The 17,595-nt window shown below is 39.7% G+C and carries 17 protein-coding genes and 1 pseudogene; 4 read left to right on the forward strand and 14 right to left on the reverse strand.

Translation table 11 applies throughout. The annotated features are described in order from the left end of the window. Positions 1–41 precede the first annotated feature (41 nt). Together purD and purH are read right to left on the reverse strand one after the other, a co-directional pair. A complete protein-coding gene (purD, locus tag BTO22_RS00170) occupies positions 42–1,334 on the reverse strand; it encodes a phosphoribosylamine--glycine ligase (protein WP_105053824.1) in 1,293 nt (430 codons plus the stop codon). A gap of 177 nt (positions 1,335–1,511) precedes the next feature. Continuing rightward, positions 1,512–3,104: a bifunctional phosphoribosylaminoimidazolecarboxamide formyltransferase/IMP cyclohydrolase gene (purH, locus tag BTO22_RS00175; RefSeq protein WP_105053825.1), complete on the reverse strand. Its 1,593-nt coding sequence runs from the start codon at positions 3,102–3,104 to the stop codon at positions 1,512–1,514. Between the two features lie 284 nt (positions 3,105–3,388). Here purH and zntR point away from each other — a divergent pair, with 284 nt between their 5' ends. Both zntR and BTO22_RS00185 read left to right on the forward strand, forming a co-directional pair. Then, positions 3,389–3,808, forward strand: coding sequence for a Zn(2+)-responsive transcriptional regulator (zntR, locus tag BTO22_RS00180; protein WP_105055523.1), 420 nt, complete (start codon positions 3,389–3,391; stop codon positions 3,806–3,808). 89 nt (positions 3,809–3,897) lie between these two features. After that, entirely contained in the window at positions 3,898–4,206 is a 309-nt protein-coding gene (locus tag BTO22_RS00185; RefSeq protein WP_060992715.1) for a hypothetical protein, read from the forward strand. 645 nt (positions 4,207–4,851) lie between these two features. On the opposite strand, the gene BTO22_RS00190 is transcribed toward BTO22_RS00185, so the two are convergent. The 4 genes from BTO22_RS00190 to BTO22_RS00205 all read right to left on the reverse strand — a co-directional run bounded on the left by BTO22_RS00190 (position 4,852) and on the right by BTO22_RS00205 (position 7,535). Beyond that, complete coding sequence (locus BTO22_RS00190; RefSeq protein ID WP_105053826.1) at positions 4,852–5,589, reverse strand: IS6 family transposase; 738 nt, start codon at positions 5,587–5,589, stop codon at positions 4,852–4,854. Between the two features lie 97 nt (positions 5,590–5,686). Beyond that, a complete protein-coding gene (locus BTO22_RS00195) occupies positions 5,687–5,989 on the reverse strand; it encodes a helix-turn-helix domain-containing protein (protein WP_045104662.1) in 303 nt (100 codons plus the stop codon). Between the two features lie 2 nt (positions 5,990–5,991). After that, positions 5,992–6,339: a type II toxin-antitoxin system RelE/ParE family toxin gene (locus BTO22_RS00200; protein WP_045104663.1), complete on the reverse strand. Its 348-nt coding sequence runs from the start codon at positions 6,337–6,339 to the stop codon at positions 5,992–5,994. Positions 6,340–6,743: 404 nt separating this feature from the next. Then, entirely contained in the window at positions 6,744–7,535 is a 792-nt protein-coding gene (locus BTO22_RS00205; protein WP_181044524.1) for a peptidase inhibitor family I36 protein, read from the reverse strand. Positions 7,536–7,682: 147 nt separating this feature from the next. Here BTO22_RS00205 and BTO22_RS00210 point away from each other — a divergent pair. Continuing rightward, a pseudogene (locus BTO22_RS00210) lies at positions 7,683–8,131 on the forward strand (DDE-type integrase/transposase/recombinase); the annotation flags it as partial. Between the two features lie 369 nt (positions 8,132–8,500). Beyond that, a complete protein-coding gene (locus BTO22_RS00215) occupies positions 8,501–9,196 on the forward strand; it encodes a hypothetical protein (protein WP_105053828.1) in 696 nt (231 codons plus the stop codon). Between the two features lie 400 nt (positions 9,197–9,596). On the opposite strand, the gene fis is transcribed toward BTO22_RS00215, so the two are convergent. The 8 genes from fis to BTO22_RS00255 form a co-directional block, all read right to left on the reverse strand. Further along, positions 9,597–9,893 carry a DNA-binding transcriptional regulator Fis gene (gene fis, locus BTO22_RS00220; RefSeq protein ID WP_005421285.1) on the reverse strand — a complete coding sequence of 99 codons (297 nt, stop codon included), beginning with the start codon at positions 9,891–9,893 and terminating at the stop codon, positions 9,597–9,599. A gap of 22 nt (positions 9,894–9,915) precedes the next feature. Beyond that, a complete protein-coding gene (dusB, locus tag BTO22_RS00225) occupies positions 9,916–10,884 on the reverse strand; it encodes a tRNA dihydrouridine synthase DusB (protein WP_181044599.1) in 969 nt (322 codons plus the stop codon). Between the two features lie 195 nt (positions 10,885–11,079). After that, the gene (gene prmA, locus BTO22_RS00230) at positions 11,080–11,964 is read right to left on the reverse strand and encodes a 50S ribosomal protein L11 methyltransferase (protein WP_105053830.1); all 885 of its coding nucleotides are present in this window, start codon (positions 11,962–11,964) and stop codon (positions 11,080–11,082) included. Between the two features lie 116 nt (positions 11,965–12,080). Continuing rightward, positions 12,081–13,424, reverse strand: coding sequence for an acetyl-CoA carboxylase biotin carboxylase subunit (gene accC / locus BTO22_RS00235; RefSeq protein ID WP_105053831.1), 1,344 nt, complete (start codon positions 13,422–13,424; stop codon positions 12,081–12,083). 11 nt (positions 13,425–13,435) lie between these two features. Beyond that, the gene (gene accB, locus BTO22_RS00240; RefSeq protein ID WP_105053832.1) at positions 13,436–13,891 is read right to left on the reverse strand and encodes an acetyl-CoA carboxylase biotin carboxyl carrier protein; all 456 of its coding nucleotides are present in this window, start codon (positions 13,889–13,891) and stop codon (positions 13,436–13,438) included. A 30-nt stretch (positions 13,892–13,921) separates the two neighbouring features. Next, on the reverse strand, positions 13,922–14,371 hold the full coding sequence (gene aroQ, locus BTO22_RS00245; protein ID WP_181044525.1) for a type II 3-dehydroquinate dehydratase: 450 nt from the start codon (positions 14,369–14,371) through the stop codon (positions 13,922–13,924). Between the two features lie 428 nt (positions 14,372–14,799). Beyond that, positions 14,800–16,749, reverse strand: coding sequence for an acetate--CoA ligase (gene acs, locus BTO22_RS00250; RefSeq protein ID WP_105053834.1), 1,950 nt, complete (start codon positions 16,747–16,749; stop codon positions 14,800–14,802). A gap of 204 nt (positions 16,750–16,953) precedes the next feature. Next, positions 16,954–17,595, reverse strand: a complete 642-nt coding sequence (locus BTO22_RS00255; RefSeq protein ID WP_061030583.1) for a 3'-5' exonuclease — start codon at positions 17,593–17,595, stop codon at positions 16,954–16,956.

Consider the following 17,595-nt stretch of genomic DNA (forward strand, 5'->3'; position numbering starts at 1 on the left):
AACTATACAGCGCCTTTTTGTTGCTTGTAGAAAAGTAATGCTTATTTGCTTTCTAATTCACGAGCAATGGCACGGTAACCAATGTCATTGCGGTGAAACATTCCATTCCAGCTAACTTGTTTAGTTAGCTCATACGCACGCTCTTGAGCTTCTGAGACGGTATTACCAAGTGCAGTGGCACAAAGTACACGTCCGCCGTTAGTCATTACTTCTCCTGCGTCGTTGTTTGTCGTCCCTGCATGGAATATTTTTTGGCCTTCAACTTCTGTGGTAGGAAGAGAAATTACATCTCCTTTTGCATAATCAGCAGGGTAACCGCCAGCAGCCAGAACAACACCGATAGAAGCTCGTGGATCCCATTTTGATTCAGCTTCGTCTAGTTTCTCGTCGATAGCCATTAGGCATAGTTCAACAAGATCTGATTCCATACGCATCATGATAGGTTGTGTTTCTGGATCACCAAAGCGACAGTTATATTCGATTACCTTCGGAGTACCATCAGCATCAATCATCAAACCAGCGTATAGGAAACCTGTGTAAGGTGCACCTTCCGCGTCCATACCGCGCACTGTCGGATAGATAACTTCTTCTAGAATACGATTATGAATTTCAGGAGTAACTACAGGGGCTGGAGAGTATGCCCCCATACCACCAGTGTTAGGGCCTGTATCTTTATCGCCAACACGTTTGTGATCTTGGCTAGTTGCCATTGGTAGTACGCTAGCACCATCAACCATTACGATAAAGCTTGCTTCTTCACCTTCTAAGAACTCTTCAATAACGACACGACTACCTGCCTCACCAAAAACGTTACCAGAAAGCATGTCTTTGATCGCATCTTCAGCTTCTTCAAGTGTCATTGCAACAATAACGCCTTTACCCGCAGCAAGGCCATCGGCTTTAACGACAATCGGTGCACCTTGTTCACGGACATAAGCTAATGCTGGCTCAATTTCAGTGAAGTTAGCGTAGTAACCTGTTGGGATATCATGGCGAGCTAAGAAGTCTTTAGTAAACGCTTTAGAACCTTCCAGTTGTGCTGCTGCTTTTGTTGGGCCAAAAATAGGTAATCCCGCTTCACGGAACGCATCAACCACACCAATTACTAATGGACCTTCAGGACCAACAATAGTCAGTTCAATTTCTTTTTCTTTAGCAAACGCAACAAGAGCAGTAATGTCTTCAACATCAATCGCCACGTTTTCTAATTTTGGTTCAAGCGCTGTACCTGCATTACCTGGAGCGATAAATACCGTTTCAACGTTTGGGTTTTGTGCTGCTTTCCAGCCTAAAGCATGCTCTCTACCGCCTGCGCCGATGATCAATACGTTCATCTTTTAATCCTTAATACCATATTGTAATGGGAATAAATTATATAAATCGGAGAATACAAAGTTCAGTGTGTGAGAAACTATAAGAGCAATATTAAGCTTACATAGTGATCTTTTTTGCTCTTATAGGAGCGCAGCGTTCTAGTTTCTAGAAGCGAAGCGCTCTCGTTACTGTTTTTTCTAGTGACGGAAGTGACGCATACCGGTAAAGATCATCGCCATGCCATGTTCATCGGCAGCAGCAATAACTTCGTCATCACGCATAGAACCACCCGGTTGGATAACACATTTAATGCCTGCTTCAGCAGCAGCATCAATACCATCACGGAATGGGAAGAACGCATCAGATGCCATTGCACAGCCTTCAACCACAAGACCTTCGTCAGCGGCTTTAATGCCAGCGATTTTTGCAGAGTAAACGCGGCTCATTTGGCCTGCGCCGACACCGATAGTCATGTCACCTTTAGAGTAAACAATCGCGTTAGATTTAACGTATTTTGCTACTTTCCAGCAGAACAATGCATCTTTTAGTTCTTCAGCAGTTGGTTGGCGCTTAGAAACCACTTTAAGCTCATCTTCCGATACCATGCCTTGATCGCGATCTTGAACTAGTAAACCGCCGTTAACGCGTTTCACGTCAAAGCCAGTTGTTTTAGTTGTCCACTCACCACATTCAAGTAGGCGAAGATTTTTCTTAGCTGCAACAATTTCAATTGCTTCAGCAGAAACAGAAGGAGCAATGATAACTTCAACGAATTGACGCTCAGTAATTGCAGTTGCTGTTGCTGCATCTAGTTCGCGGTTAAATGCGATGATACCGCCAAATGCTGACGTTGGATCTGTTTTAAAAGCGCGGTCATAAGCTTCAAGAATATCTTTACCTAGGGCAACGCCACATGGATTTGCGTGTTTTACGATAACACATGCAGGTTCGTCGAATTCTTTCACACACTCTAGAGCGGCATCTGTATCTGCAATGTTGTTGTAAGAAAGCGCTTTACCTTGGATCTGACGAGCCGTTGATACTGATGCTTCTTCAGGATTTGCTTCGACATAGAAAGCAGCTGCTTGATGACTGTTCTCACCGTAGCGCATGTCTTGTTTTTTCTCGAATTGCTGATTGAAAGTACGTGGGAACTTACTCTCTTCATCACCTTCTTTGTTCTCACCGTAAGATGGAACCATAGTGCCAAAGTAATTAGCGATCATGCCATCGTAAGAAGCGGTGTGCTCAAATGCTGCAATCGCAAGGTCAAAACGCGTTGCTTGAGTCAGTGATTTGTCGTTAGCGTCCATTTCAGAAATTACGCGATCGTAATCGTGAGCATTAACGACAATAGCGACGTCTTTATGGTTTTTAGCCGCAGAGCGAACCATTGTTGGACCACCGATATCGATGTTCTCAACAGCATCAGCTAACGTACAGCCTTCTTTTGCTACGGTTTCAGCGAATGGATAAAGGTTAACAACAACAATATCGATTGGGTTGATACCATGTTGAGCCATGATGTTATCATCTTGACCGCGACGACCAAGAACACCACCATGAACTTTAGGATGAAGAGTTTTAACGCGGCCATCCATCATTTCAGGGAAGCCTGTGTAATCAGATACTTCTGTTACAGGGATATTTTTTTCTGCCAACAGGCGAGCTGTGCCGCCAGTAGATAAAATATCAACACCACGTTCAGTCAGTGCTTGAGCAAATTCTACAATACCAGTTTTATCAGATACGCTAATTAGCGCGCGACGGATCGGACGTGGGTTATTCATTGCTACTTTCTTCCTTTAGAATTAAGTTAGGATTTTTGCCAAAAATGAACTTGTTCTGTTTGTCATTCTTAATGATAAAGACAACAAACAGCAATTGGCCAGTTTTGGGAAATACCCTAATAAAGAGTTAAGCGCGAAACATCAGATCAACGTAATGGCGCATATTCTAACTAAAGTTAAACAAAAAAGCTTCCGCAATCGATTGCATTCTCAAAAAAAGATGCCCTTTTTATTAAAAAAGAATGAAAATAGGCACTAACAAAGAGGGATTAGAGTTAATGAAAATGTATTTAATTGGTGAATTGGCAAAACACTGTAATGTAACCAGTGATACATTACGTTTTTATGAAAAAAATGGATTACTCATTCCGTCGGGAAGAAGTGCTAGTGGTTATCGTCTTTATAATGAAGAAAACCTAGCGCAAATCCGTTTTATTTTAAAAGCAAAGCAATTAGGTCTAACTCTTGATGAGATTAAAGAGTTGCTTGCGATTCGTTTGGAGGCAACCAAACACAGCTGTGCAGAAGTTAAATCCATTACACAAACGAAGCTAACGATTATAGATGAAAAGATTGCACAACTAACGGACATACGCACTGCATTGAAAAGCATTAATGATGCGTGTTGTGGTCATATTGATGACGATGCTTCACATTGTTCAATTCTTTCCGCACTGGCTGATTTAGAAGAGAAAAAAGCGTAATTTATTGTGACTGTTTATTAAAGATGTTGATAAAATGGTCGATAGTTAATGTATAAGAACACGAGCAAAAATTAGGTGAGAGCCAATTAATGGAAAAACAATACGTAATGAAATTGCTTTCCGCTCTGAAAGTTATCGATAGAAAAATCAGTGAGCAAGGGAAAGCAGTAATGGAGCTTGATGCTCGCATTAAGCGTATTGAAGCTCAGAATGCTAAAATCGCGAAAATGATTGATAGTGGAGGTGCTCAAGGAGCGAGTACAGCAGGAGCCTCAGCTGATTTAAGTGAACTTGATGAGCGTTTGAAAGGAATTGAAGAGAAAACAGCAAAAGCAGTCGAGCTTATTCGTTCTGGTGCTGGCGCTGGTGGTGGTAAGAAACGAGCTTGGCCGCCATAGTCGGTGATAGATTTAAAAGCCGATATTGCAGAAATGCAGTATCGGCTTTTTTATACTTATTGTCCGTAGAAAGGCATGAGTGTACTTATTTTCGGTATAAAAAAAGCAGCGTTAATTACTTAACACTGCTTTGAATTTTTAATAAGGCTGATTAGTTCATGCCGTATGAAAAAAGTAGATGTTTTGATATGTTTTTCATTGTTTCTGTTCTGTATTTATTTTTCTTTTAAATTAAAGGTTTACATTTATTTTTGTCTCTATTTGTTTTTGTTTGTTTTTAGTCTTATCATGATCTCGGGGTACATATGGGGGTACATAGAAATGAATATGTACCCTTTGAGAGGTGGCTATGGCAAAACTATACGATAAACACTTAAAAGCGGTTCTAAACAAAAAGGGGTTTGTTGCAAATAATCTGAATAGATAAATGAGCCCTACAATGGGTAATGCCGATCAGTTAGTCACTTTATTGAGTAATTATGCACTATTTATTCAATGTCTAATAGATATGGCAAAGTACCCGTTAAGAGAGTGAAAGATAGATACAACAAGGGCTCCAGAATGATTGTAATAAATTCGTCTGAAGCCCTTGTTTTTATTGATGTTCGCTTAACTGACTGGCATTACCCTACAATGGGCTCATTATCATTGTAAAATGACCTCAACATTGAAGAGACGATTAATGAAGGCGGATCTCTCCTGTACTATTGTTTTTCGTCTATCGTTACGCAACCAAAAATCAAATTGTCCCTTATTTAACATCCGTAATGATTCGAATCCTTGAATTGTTGACCATGCTCGTTTTCTAACTTTGAAACCATCGGTAGCTACGATCAATTTCTTAATTGGGGCATGATCTGATTCAATGCCATTATTGAGATATTTTATTTGCCGTTGGTTTACATCTGCGCGTAACAAGCCTTCTTCTTTGAGGCGAGTAATAGCATTGGCGTATGAGGAATGTTTATCTGTGTTTAACGTTTTAGGTTGATTGTCTAAACAATACGGCCTTAAACAACGCTTAAGGAATTGATAGGCGGACTCTTTATTTCTCTTATGAGAGAAATAAAAATCAAGGGTTTCACCTTGTTTATTAATAGCTCGATAAAGATAAAGCCATTTACCTTTTACTCGAACGTATGTTTCATCAAGTTGCCATGAAGAATCAGTAGTCGTGAATTGATACCGACGTAACTTCTTACGTAGTTTTGGGGAATACTCAATAAACCATCGGTAAATGGTCGAACGATTCACTGAAATCCCTCGCTCCGCCAGCATGTCGCTGAGATTTGCGTAGCTCATTGGGGTCGAACCATACCAGCGAAGACACCAAAGAATAATATCAGGGGCAAAGTGTTTCCATTTGAATTCAGGATTGGTCATTGGCAACGAAATGGTATGAAGGATTGTGGGAGCTTGGCGTTAAACTGAATTATTTGCAACAACCTCAAAAAAAGAGACCGCCAATTGGCGATCTCTTTTAAATATTAAAACCAACATGCTTACCTGTTGGTAGTTCAATATCAATACTCATTCTACCCCCCATAGCTTCAACATATCTTTTCATCGTTGAAAGTTTCACATCACTTCCACGCTGCTCAATAGCAACAACCGATGGTTGGCTTATACCCATATTTTTAGCTAATTCTGATTGCGTAAATTCGAGCTCTTCACGAAGAGATTGAAGTTTTACTTCTAGCAACATTTCCTCAGCCATTTCAGAAATTCTATTCTGACTTTCAACTGAACGAGACGCCATCATGTCATTTAAGTTTCTAGCCATTATCAATTCTCCAATTCAGAAAGATGCTTAGTGAATTCTCGATCAGCAACAGGGATCATCACTTTATAAAATCTCTTTTCATTACCTACTTTATTACCGGCACAGAGTACGATAGCTTGACGTAACGGATCAAAAGCAAAAAAAGCTCTAATTGGTTCACCTCTATGCTGTATTCTGATTTCTTTCATATTTTTATATTTAGAAGCATTAACGGTGTCAACTAGAGGCCGTCCAATACTTGGGCCACCATTTTTCAATACCATTAAACCAGCTAATATTTTTTCTTGTGCATCTTCTAACTGAGAATCAAACCATTCATCGAAAATGTCCGTTGTTAATACAGTCCACATTATAACCAAACCATCAATATAGATTATAGTCTATATGTTATCACAAAAAAAATCATCAAGAAAAATATTTATCCATTAACAAAACTATTGGCACTTCTATCACATTAAGGAAAAGCAAAGGGCAGAACGAACAGTGTTCGTTCTTTCTCTTGCAGCTTACCTCATTCCACCTAATGACATTAGGGTCTGCCTTAATGTCACATGACAATGAAGTTATGACTAATTTTAGCTAAATTTGAATAAAAGTGTGAGGACGCTCAAAAAAAGTCGCCTGTTGGCAACCAAAGGGGTATGGTAAGAAGTTAGCTTTAGTTAAAAAAGGCTATCGAGTATACAAAAAAGCCAAGTGCGTACGCACTTGGCTTTCAATTAACAATTGTCAACGTATTTTAGGACGAGGCATTTTAACCTTTACTTATTATTTTTATGGAGCGAGCTGTATCGTTGAAGTCATTAGCATTTTCAAAGTATCTATCATTGCCTTTTCTTGTGTAATATCTGCCAGTATAATTTTCGCCTTCATAAAAGCGGACGGTCCAATTGTCGGGTATGGAAAAAGAGGATATTGAATTATTAAAATTATCCAAATTTGGAACGTCACTGCTTATGCTGCGGTATGCGCCAGAAGCATCATAGCCGGTGTAAACAATTAAAGACGTTGAACCACAAGTAGCCCCAGAATTACGGAATTTGTATGTCCCGTTGGGCTGACCAAAATTCCATTTAGGGTGCAGCGATGTTCCCCACGTGTTTATTTGCAACGCGTTTTTCGCATCTCCGTGCTCACGGTATATATTGTTTTCCTGACATAATTTGATAGAGTAAATATCTGGTATCTCAAACAAACTCCCAGTAAGGCGATTTTGCCTGAGCCTTACAAAATAAGCATCACCAGGTACATCAAAAGATCTATGGTAATTAACATGATAGAACGCATTTTGAGAGACGAGCTTCCCTTTCGAATAGTATTCAAGGTATATATCCCCTGAATATACGCCTGTGTTTTTGACATGAACACGTGTAGGTGTATTTATATTCTCGGAAAGATATTGATACGGCTGCAGTGCTACTCTTTCGGTTGCCTGTGTGTCTTTTGATTCATAAAAAAGAATAGATTCATTATTTTGTTCTTCAGCAATAACGTTAAAGGACATCGTTATTGCTGCAATTAAAGCGAATTTTTTATTTATATTCATATTTATTACTCTATTGTTGCCTAGCCTAAGGTCGAGATGATACTCATTCATGTACAATTAATAAAATTAATTTATCAAAATACCTGTCGACAATCACAAAAACTGGGCAAACGTGTATAAAATGAACAACATTATTAATGAGGTGGTTATTTAGCTATTAATAAATAAGGTGAAACCCTTGATTTTTATCTCTCTAAGAATCCGCTTATCAATTCATTAAGCGTTGTTTAAGGCCGTATCGCTTAGACAATCAACCTAAAACGTTAAACACAGATAAGCATTCCTCATATGCTAATGCCATTACTCGCCAAAAAGAAGAAGGCTTGTTACGCGCAGATGTAAATCAACGGCAAATAAAATACCTCAAGAATGGCATTGAATTAGATCCGGCCTCAGTTAAAAAATTGATCGTAGCTACCGGTGGTTTCAAAGTTAGAAAATGAGCATGGTCAATAATTCAAGGATTTGAATCATTACGGATGTTAAATAAGGGACAATTTGATTTTTGGCTGCTTAACGATAGACAAAAAACAATAGCACGGGAGAGTTCAGCTTTCATTAATCGTCTCTTCAATGTTGAGGTCATTTTACAATAATAATGAAATTATTGTAGGCCTCATTTATCTATTCAGATTATTTGCAACAAGCCCAGTTTAAGTGAATAGAGAGGAATTTTCTGTTAGAAATTAATTTTTTGTAACAACCTCATAAATTTTAGCTGCCTTTGCAGTTCTAGTTTGGTAATTATGTTTAGTTGCTTATTTCTTTGCAGAATTACCTACTCATATAAAAATATTTATCCCAATACATTAAAAGCAGACATTATTATTTGATACCAATGAACTTGATATGAACGTTATGTTGTCTCAGTTCACATAATATGCATACAACTAAATACAACCTTTTTAATTGGTCATATTATGAGTGAATAATTATAGATAATAAACATCAGTTGGAAATTAACAATGAAAAAAATATTACTAGCGCCTGTGGCTTTATTCACTTCAGCAATGGCTTTTGCTGACAGTATCCATTTTATCAATGATAGCTCTTCTCCTGTATATTCTGCCGTGAAGAATCGAGGTGAGTTTTCAGCCGATAGTCAATTAGGTTGGCTCATCAATAATAGAGTTTCTCATGATGCATCATCAACGATCCTAAAGAATTTAGGCATTAAAAAAGGAAATAGTTATAGCGTTGGATTTATTGACCAATTTGGCGAAGTAAAAGTTTGTGCCGATGATGTGATTTCTGGCAGTGTGCGAATTTTTGAATATAAAAATAATTCATGTATTGAGCATGTACAAACACCATATCATGCAGTTAACCTTGGTGTTTATCATACTGATTCAAGAAGACCTGATGGTGAAACGTTAACGCTTTATGTTGAGAACATTGAAACTGGTGAAATAAAAACTCAAAGTAGAGGTCTTACTCCTTATTCTTCCGAAACAATAAATTACACATCAAATAATGGTTTGTTCCTATATGAAGATAAGGTAAATTTCTTTTTAGCTTCTAGTAATGGTGATAGATTCTTATGTAATCAAGATGTTTATTATGGAGGTCAACATACAATATCAGCTATGTCAGATAGAGAACCTGGAGACAATTATTGTTACCAGGCCACGGTTATTCAAAATTACGGACCTCGCCCATAATTTATTATTAGTAAAAGTAGAGAGTTCTTTGTTGTATCTGAGCGCTAATATGACGGCCCATAGTGGCTAATACCAATCATTTAAGATAAATATGATCGGTTGACCAATCCTTTTTAGATGTAAAATCCAAGTGTATTTTATGCACTTGGATTTTTTTATGGATGTTTCTCAAACGGTGGGGGTCACTGTTATTAAGCAAACTCTCATCCGATTTAGGAGCAATGAGAACATGAATATTCTTTAACATTTACTAATCCTTTTATATCAAAGAAGGTTGATGATATGGGGAACTATAGGGATAAAGGAAAAAACTCTGGGTACATATTGGGGTACATAAAACGAAAAAGCCGCTTATCAATTAAGATAAACGGCTTTATTTTCAATAAGATATGAGTCTATATTAGTTCATGCCGTATTTTTTAAGTTTCTTACGAAGCGTACCACGGTTGATACCCATCATGTTTGCTGCTTTTGTTTGGTTGCCGCGAGTATGCTGCATGATCATGTCTAGTAGAGGTTGCTCTACTTCAGCTAATACTAATTCATATAAGTCGTTAACTTCTTGACCGTTTAATTGGCCTAAGTAGTTTTTCAGCGAAGCCTTAACAGAGTCACGTAGTGGTTTCTGAGTAATTTGGTCTTGTGCTGTAACTGTTGTAACTGTTAATGCTTCTGAAGTCATAGATTGATCGAACATATTCTGTTTAGCTCTTCTGTTATTATGATGCAACGTGGTCGAAATAGCTTTCAAGCTGACGGAGTTGCTGTGAAGCGTCCTCTATCGCGTTAAAGCTGCGGCGGAACTCATTTGCTTGCTCGTGCTCTTTTAAGTACCAACCCACATGCTTACGAGCAATGCGAGGGCCTAAAAACTCACCATAAAATAGGTGAAGCGCATGAACGTGGCCAAGTAAAGTGGCCTTCACTTCTTCAATTGGAAGAGGTGGCATAAGTTCGCCCGTTTCTAAATAATGTTGGATTTCTTGAAAAATCCATGGCCTACCTTGTGCAGGACGGCCGATCATTAAAGCATCTGCGCCTGTGTAATCAAGCACAAAGCGAGCCTTCTCCGGTGAGTCGATATCACCGTTCGCAATAACCGGAATAGAAATCGCTTCTTTTACCGCTTTAATGTTGTCGTACTCAGCATCACCTTTGTACATACAAGCTTTAGTTCTCCCATGGAGCGCTAACGCTTGAATGCCACACTGTTCTGCCATTTTTGCAACCTGAACACAGTTTCTATTGTCTGGATCCCAGCCTGTGCGAGTTTTCAGAGTGACAGGAACATCAACCGCATTTACAACAGCCAGTAAGATCTCTTCAATCAAATCTGGTCGTTGTAGAAGCGCTGAACCCGCAAGCTTCTTATTCACTTTTTTTGCAGGGCATCCCATATTGATATCGATGATTTGCGCACCGGTCTCAACACAGTGTTGCGCCGCTTCCGCCATTAACTTTGGATCTGCCCCTGCAATTTGTACTGAGCGAATACCAGATTCACCTTCATGTACCATGCGATTTTGGGACTTAGATGTTTTCCACAGTTTTGGATTAGAAGACATCATTTCGCTCACAGCCATGCCTGCGCCGTAGCACATACACAACTCACGAAAAGGCCTATCGGTAACACCAGCCATAGGAGCAACGATAAGATTGTTGTTTAATGTATATTTACCTATCTGCAAAACATCCACACACGTTTGTGTCAGCAAGGGCGCGCATTTTACGCATTTTTTGCTCGTCTGAAAAGACCAAATTTTGAGCATTTACAAATTGTTTGTTCAATTTGTTTATATTTCAGTCAATTAGACGGTTTTATGCCTCAAATTTAGTATTGAGGCATTGAAGTTTTTTCTAGGAAGAGTAAGTCTGAGGGGACGTTACTTCTTAAATCCTGAGATTCGGCACCATTCTTGTTGTTCTGCAATTGCATCAAGAGTGAAGTTCTCTGAGTAGTATGAAGCGACATCAAGCGCTTGAGTATCAAGTACGCCAGACATTGCTAAGACACCCTCAGGCTTAACGTGAGCTGTAATAATGCTTGAGAGTTCACGTAAAGGAGCGGCAAGAATATTAGCGACTACAACGTCAGCTACAAGGTTTTCTGGTTGGTCTTGAGGTAGGAATAATTCAAGTTGATCAGCTACGCCATTACGAGCAGCGTTGTCTTTTGATGCTGTGATCGCTTGAGGATCAATGTCGATCCCTACCACTTTTGCAGCACCTAGTTTGATCGCGGCGATCGCTAATATGCCAGAACCACAACCAAAATCGATAACTGTTTTACCTTCAAGATCGATACTTTCTAACCATTCAAGGCAAAGTGCTGTTGTTGCATGAGTACCAGTACCGAATGCTAAACCTGGGTCAAGCATGACGTTAACCGCGTCAGGTTCAGGGATTTCAAGCCAGCTTGGACAGATCCATAAACGTTCACCAAATTTCATTGGATGAAAGTTGTCCATCCACTCACGTTCCCAGTCTTTGTCTTCCAGTTGCTCAACTTTATAAGCAAAGTTATCGTCTAGCGCGTTACTTGCTTTCAACTGTGTAACCACTAAATCCATGTCGGTTTCCGCATCATAAAGAGCAACAATATCCGTTTCGCCCCATAAACGAGTCTCTCCTGGAAGAGGTTCGAAAATAGGAACATCTTTGGCATCTAAAAATGTTACAGAAAGAGCACCAGTTTCTTCCATTAGCATGTCACTGATTTGTTCAGCATTTTCAGAGGTAGCGTTTAGTTTTACTTGAATCCAAGGCATGGGGATCACTTTGTTTAGTTGAAAATATCGGCGAATTTTACCATAGAAAAAGGCCGTGAGTGTAATCACTCACGGCCTTTATTTATTTCTTTAGTTTAAAGAATCAAATTGACGTCTTATTGAAGACCTAATTTTTTCTCAAGGTAATGAATATTAGCACCGCCGTGTTGGAAGTTTTCATCGTTCATGATTGACAGTTGAAGAGAAGTATTTACATTGATACCTTCAACAATCATTTCACTTAACGCGTTCTTCATACGAGCAATAGCAACATCACGGTTTTCACCGTAAGTAATTAGTTTACCGATCATTGAATCGTAATGTGGTGGTACTGTGTAGCCCGTATAAATGTGAGATTCCCAACGAACGCCCATACCACCTGGAGCATGGAAGCGCGTGATCTTACCTGGAGATGGTAGGAACTTAACTGAATCTTCAGCATTAATACGACACTCAATAGAGTGGCCACGTAGCTTAATATCATCTTGTGTATAAGATAATGGTTGACCAGCAGCAATACGCAGTTGCTCTTTTACTAGGTCGATACCCGTTACCATTTCAGTAATCGTGTGTTCAACTTGGATACGAGTATTCATTTCAATGAAGTAGAATTCGCCATTTTCGTATAGGAATTCAAACGTACCAGCGCCACGGTAACCAATTTCGATACACGCACGAGTACAACGGTCACCGATGTATTTACGCATCTCTTCAGTGATACCCGGAGCTGGAGCTTCTTCAACTACTTTTTGGTGACGACGTTGCATAGAACAGTCACGTTCACCAAGGTGAATAGCATTGCCTTGGCCATCTGCAAGAACTTGAACTTCAATATGACGAGGGTTTTCAAGGAACTTTTCCATGTAAACCATGTCGTTATTGAAACATGCCTTTGCTTCTGCACGAGTCATAGCGATTGCTTCAACAAGATCTTTTTCTGTACGAACAACACGCATACCACGACCACCGCCGCCACCAGAGGCTTTGATGATTACAGGAAAACCAATACGTTTTGCGTGAGCTTTATTCTTAGCTGCATCATCATCTAATGGGCCGTCAGAACCAGGTACACAAGGTACGCCAGCTTTCTTCATTGAAGTGATTGCAGATACTTTGTCACCCATCATGCGGATAGTTTCCGCTTTTGGACCAACAAAGATAAAGCCAGAGCGTTCAACTTGCTCAGCAAAATCTGCATTTTCAGAAAGGAAGCCATAGCCTGGGTGAACGGCAACAGCACCAGTTACTTCTGCTGCACTGATAATACGAGGAATATTTAGGTAACTGTCGATACCACGAGCTGGACCAATACAAATCGTTTCATCGGCAAGAAGAACGTGCTTTAAATCACGGTCAGCTGTAGAGTGAACTGCAACCGTTTTAATGCCAAGTTCTTTACATGCGCGCAAGATACGTAGTGCGATTTCACCACGGTTTGCGATAACTAATTTATCTAACATAAAGACCTCTATTATTCGATGATAACAAGAGGTTGATCAAACTCAACCGGGTTGCCGTCTTCAACTAGAATTGCGGTAACTACGCCTGATTTATCTGCTTCGATTTGGTTCATCATTTTCATTGCTTCGATGATACATAGCGTATCGCCAGCAGTAACTTGTTGACCAACTTTAATAAATGGTTTTGCATCAGGGCTTGAAGCGCCATAGAAAGTACCAACCATTGGAGAGCAAACAGTATGGCCTGTTACTTCAGCAGGAGCAGCAACAGGAGCCGTTACAGCAGGTGCTGCTGTTGGAGCTGCCACAGGAGCAGGAGCTGCAACTGCTTGCATTGGTGCAAGTTGAGCCATAGGCGCTACCGCACGGCTGATACGTACAGATTCTTCACCTTCAGAAATCTCAAGTTCTGCAATACCAGATTCTTCAACTAGTTCGATCAGTTTTTTAATTTTGCGGATATCCATTATGTAATCTCTTCTGTTTATATTCAGTGATCAATTTGAACGCAGGCGTTTTATTGCAGCATTCAAAGCAAATTCGTAACCATCGGCACCTAACCCACAAATCACACCAACCGCTTTATCTGAAAGATAAGAATGGTGGCGGAAAGGTTCGCGCGCATGGACATTAGATAAGTGTACTTCAATAAAAGGAATATCAACCCCAAGCAGTGCATCACGTAAAGCGACACTCGTATGGGTAAATGCGGCAGGATTGATAATAATGAAATCAATACGTTGATAAGCATTATGAATAGCTTCAATCAACTCATATTCACGATTTGATTGTAAATGCTCGAGTTCAATACCGAATGTATCGGCTTGAATGCTCAGAGCGTTAACAATCTGTTCTAAATTTTGATTGCCGTAATGTGCTGGCTCTCGAAGACCTAATAAATTAAGGTTCGGACCATTGAGAACTAAAATTCGCGATTGAGTAGACATTGTGATGCTAAATTCCTTATTTTTACGGTTAAAGTAAAAAAAGCACATCTTTTATATTAGATTCGATGAGCTTTTGCAATTTTTGTCTTGCGAATGCTCATAAAAAGCAATTATAGACAATATCACAGCAAATCGCAGCAAAATACTGGTCTTATCAGCTCTAAGTTTCATCCTTGCTGTCGGTAATAAAACATTTTTTGGCTTAGATATGATAATTAGAATAGTTGAGTAGTATTAAGTTCAGTGATTTTATCCGTTAGTTAACAAATACTTTCAACTTGTAGAGCAATTATACGGTTTTTTATTTTGTTTATTAGCTTCAAAGAAGGTTGTTAGGAAAAGATCTGTCAATTTGAGCTAAGAGTCACAATAAAAAAACCACTATTATGATTAATAGCGGCTTTGGGGAGGTTAGATTCTTATTTTATCTAAGCAATTTTTCTTTGCTCTTCAATGAGTTTATCGACCACGCTAGGGTCTGCAAGTGTAGAAGTATCACCTAAATTAGAGGTGTCGCCTGTTGCGATTTTTCGAAGAATACGACGCATAATTTTACCTGAACGTGTTTTGGGTAGTGAATCAGTCCAATGCAAGAAATCCGGTGTAGCGATAGGACCAATTTCTTTTCTTACCCAATCTTTTACTTCTTTATGTAATTCAGCACTTGGGTATTCACCTGAGTTTAATGTTATGTATGCGTAAATAGCTTGGCCTTTAATATCGTGTGGAACACCGACAATGGCCGCTTCGGCAATTTTATCAAAAGCAACAAGAGCAGATTCTACTTCAGCCGTACCCATGCGGTGACCTGATACATTTAATACATCATCGACACGTCCAGTAATCCAATAATAACCATCTTCATCACGTCTAGCGCCATCACTCGTGAAATACATGCCTTTAAAGGTTGAGAAATAGGTTTGTTCAAAACGTTCGTGGTCACCATAAATGGTACGCATTTGTCCCGGCCAAGAGTCAGTAATAACTAAGTTTCCATCGGCAGCGCCTTCAATAAGGTTGCCCATGTTATCAACCAAAGCTGGTTGAACACCAAAGAAAGGGCGAGTTGCAGAACCTGGTTTCAATGCGGTTGCCCCAGGAAGTGGAGAGATTAAAATCCCGCCCGTTTCCGTTTGCCACCACGTATCAACGATAGGGCAACGGGCATCACCAATGGTGTTGTAATACCATTCCCATGCTTCAGGGTTAATTGGCTCACCAACAGAACCCATGACTCGTAATGATGTTCTTGATGTTCCTTCAATAGCATCATTGCCTTGAGCCATTAATGCTCGGATAGCCGTTGGTGCAGTATAAAGAATATTTACATTATGCTTATCCACCACTTCGCTCATGCGGCTTATGCTTGGGTAATTTGGCACACCTTCAAATAAAATGGTTTTTGCTCCATTGGCCAGCGGCCCATAAATTAGATAAGTATGACCTGTTATCCAACCTACATCGGCAGTACACCAAAACACTTCGCCTTCTTGGTAATCAAAAATATATTTAAAGGTCATTGCTGCATAAACAAGGTAGCCGCCAGTGGTGTGTAATACGCCTTTAGGTTTACCTGTTGAGCCGGAGGTGTAAAGAATGAAAAGAGGATCTTCAGCATTCATTGCTTCAGGTGCACAATGTGCAGAAGCAACAGCGGTCGCTTCATGCCACCATACATCGCGTCCTTCATTCCAATCTACATCATTACCTGTACGTTGGAATACAACCACTTTTTCAATGGTGGTTACTTCAGGATTATTTAATGCATCATCGACGTTTTTCTTTAGAGGGACGGTACGCCCACCACGAACGCCTTCGTCAGCGGTGATCACTACTTTTGCATCTGAATCGACAATGCGACCCGCCAGTGCTTCTGGAGAGAAACCACCAAAAACAACCGTGTGAACTGCACCAATACGAGTACAAGCAAGCATAGCTACAGCAGCTTCAGCGACCATTGGCATATAAATACAGACCACATCACCTTTACGTACCCCTTGGCTTTTTAGTGCGTTTGAGAATTTACATACTTGTTCGTGAAGCTCGTTGAATGTAATTGAGGCATCATCTTGAGGATCATCGCCCTCCCAGATGATCGCAACGTCGTCACCACGAGTAGCAAGGTGGCGATCAATACAGTTTGCTGAGACATTTAACTCGCCATCTTCAAACCATTTAATGTCTACGTGACCAGTATCAAAAGAGGTATTTTTTACTTTAGTGTAAGGAGTCATCCAATCGACTATTTGTCCATGCTCACGCCAAAACCCCTCAGGGTTAATAACGGATTGCTGGTACATTTCACGGTATTTATCTTCATCAGCATGTGCATGTTTTGCGATGTCTTGATTGACTGGGTATACGTGAATGTCACTCATGTTGGTTCTCCTTGTGAATACAGCAAATATCCAGATTAGTATGTCGCTGGATTTATGGCAGCGCCTTCATTGGCTCTGCTTTTTTATTAGTAGGGTTGATATTACTTTCTGCTAGAAATGCGTTTTCAACAATTAGACTTTAGTCAGAGAAAGAAGGGTTTACTGAATTTTTGAACAGATAAGAGTTGGTTTTTGAGAGACAGATCAGTAACTATGGGCATTTCTTATTTTAGGTAGTTCAGGGAAATCTCCATAAGTTAAGCGTACATAAATAAGAGCAGCGGCAATGGCATCTTCAAGAGCATCATGGCGTTCGGCCTGTGGCAGGTCTAAATGTCGAGAAATAGCTTCAATGCTTAAATCGTAATATGCATTAGGTAATAATCTTTCTAATTTATGATGATAAAGGTGGCTCACTTCAATGAGTGAGTTTGGTAGGGGGTGTCTGAAGTGGCGTAGACTGACGCGATCTAAAATCTTCTTATCATAATGAATGTGGTACCCAACGATTGGGCGGCGTCCAATAAATTGAATGAGTTGCTCAAGGGCCTCTTTTTCTGATATCCCATGAGTTAAATCTTGGTGCCTTAGTTGATGTATTTTTATTGAATCAGAAGTAAGGTTCTGTGGAGGCCTTAATTTTAAATGTATGCTCTGGCTTGTGAGTACTTTATTATTTTTTATTTTGATGGCGGCAATTGAGACCAATTCGGCATGACTAGGATCTAGACTAGTGGTTTCGCAATCAATCGAAACTAATTCATCTCCAGAATATTGAGTAAATAACTCACGGTGTGGGTGAATTCGTAATTTATAGTGCCACCAGTGACGTTGCAGTCGATTCAT

The sequence above is a fragment of the Aliivibrio sifiae genome (assembly GCF_002954705.1).
GTDB classification, from domain to species: domain Bacteria; phylum Pseudomonadota; class Gammaproteobacteria; order Enterobacterales; family Vibrionaceae; genus Aliivibrio; species Aliivibrio sifiae_A.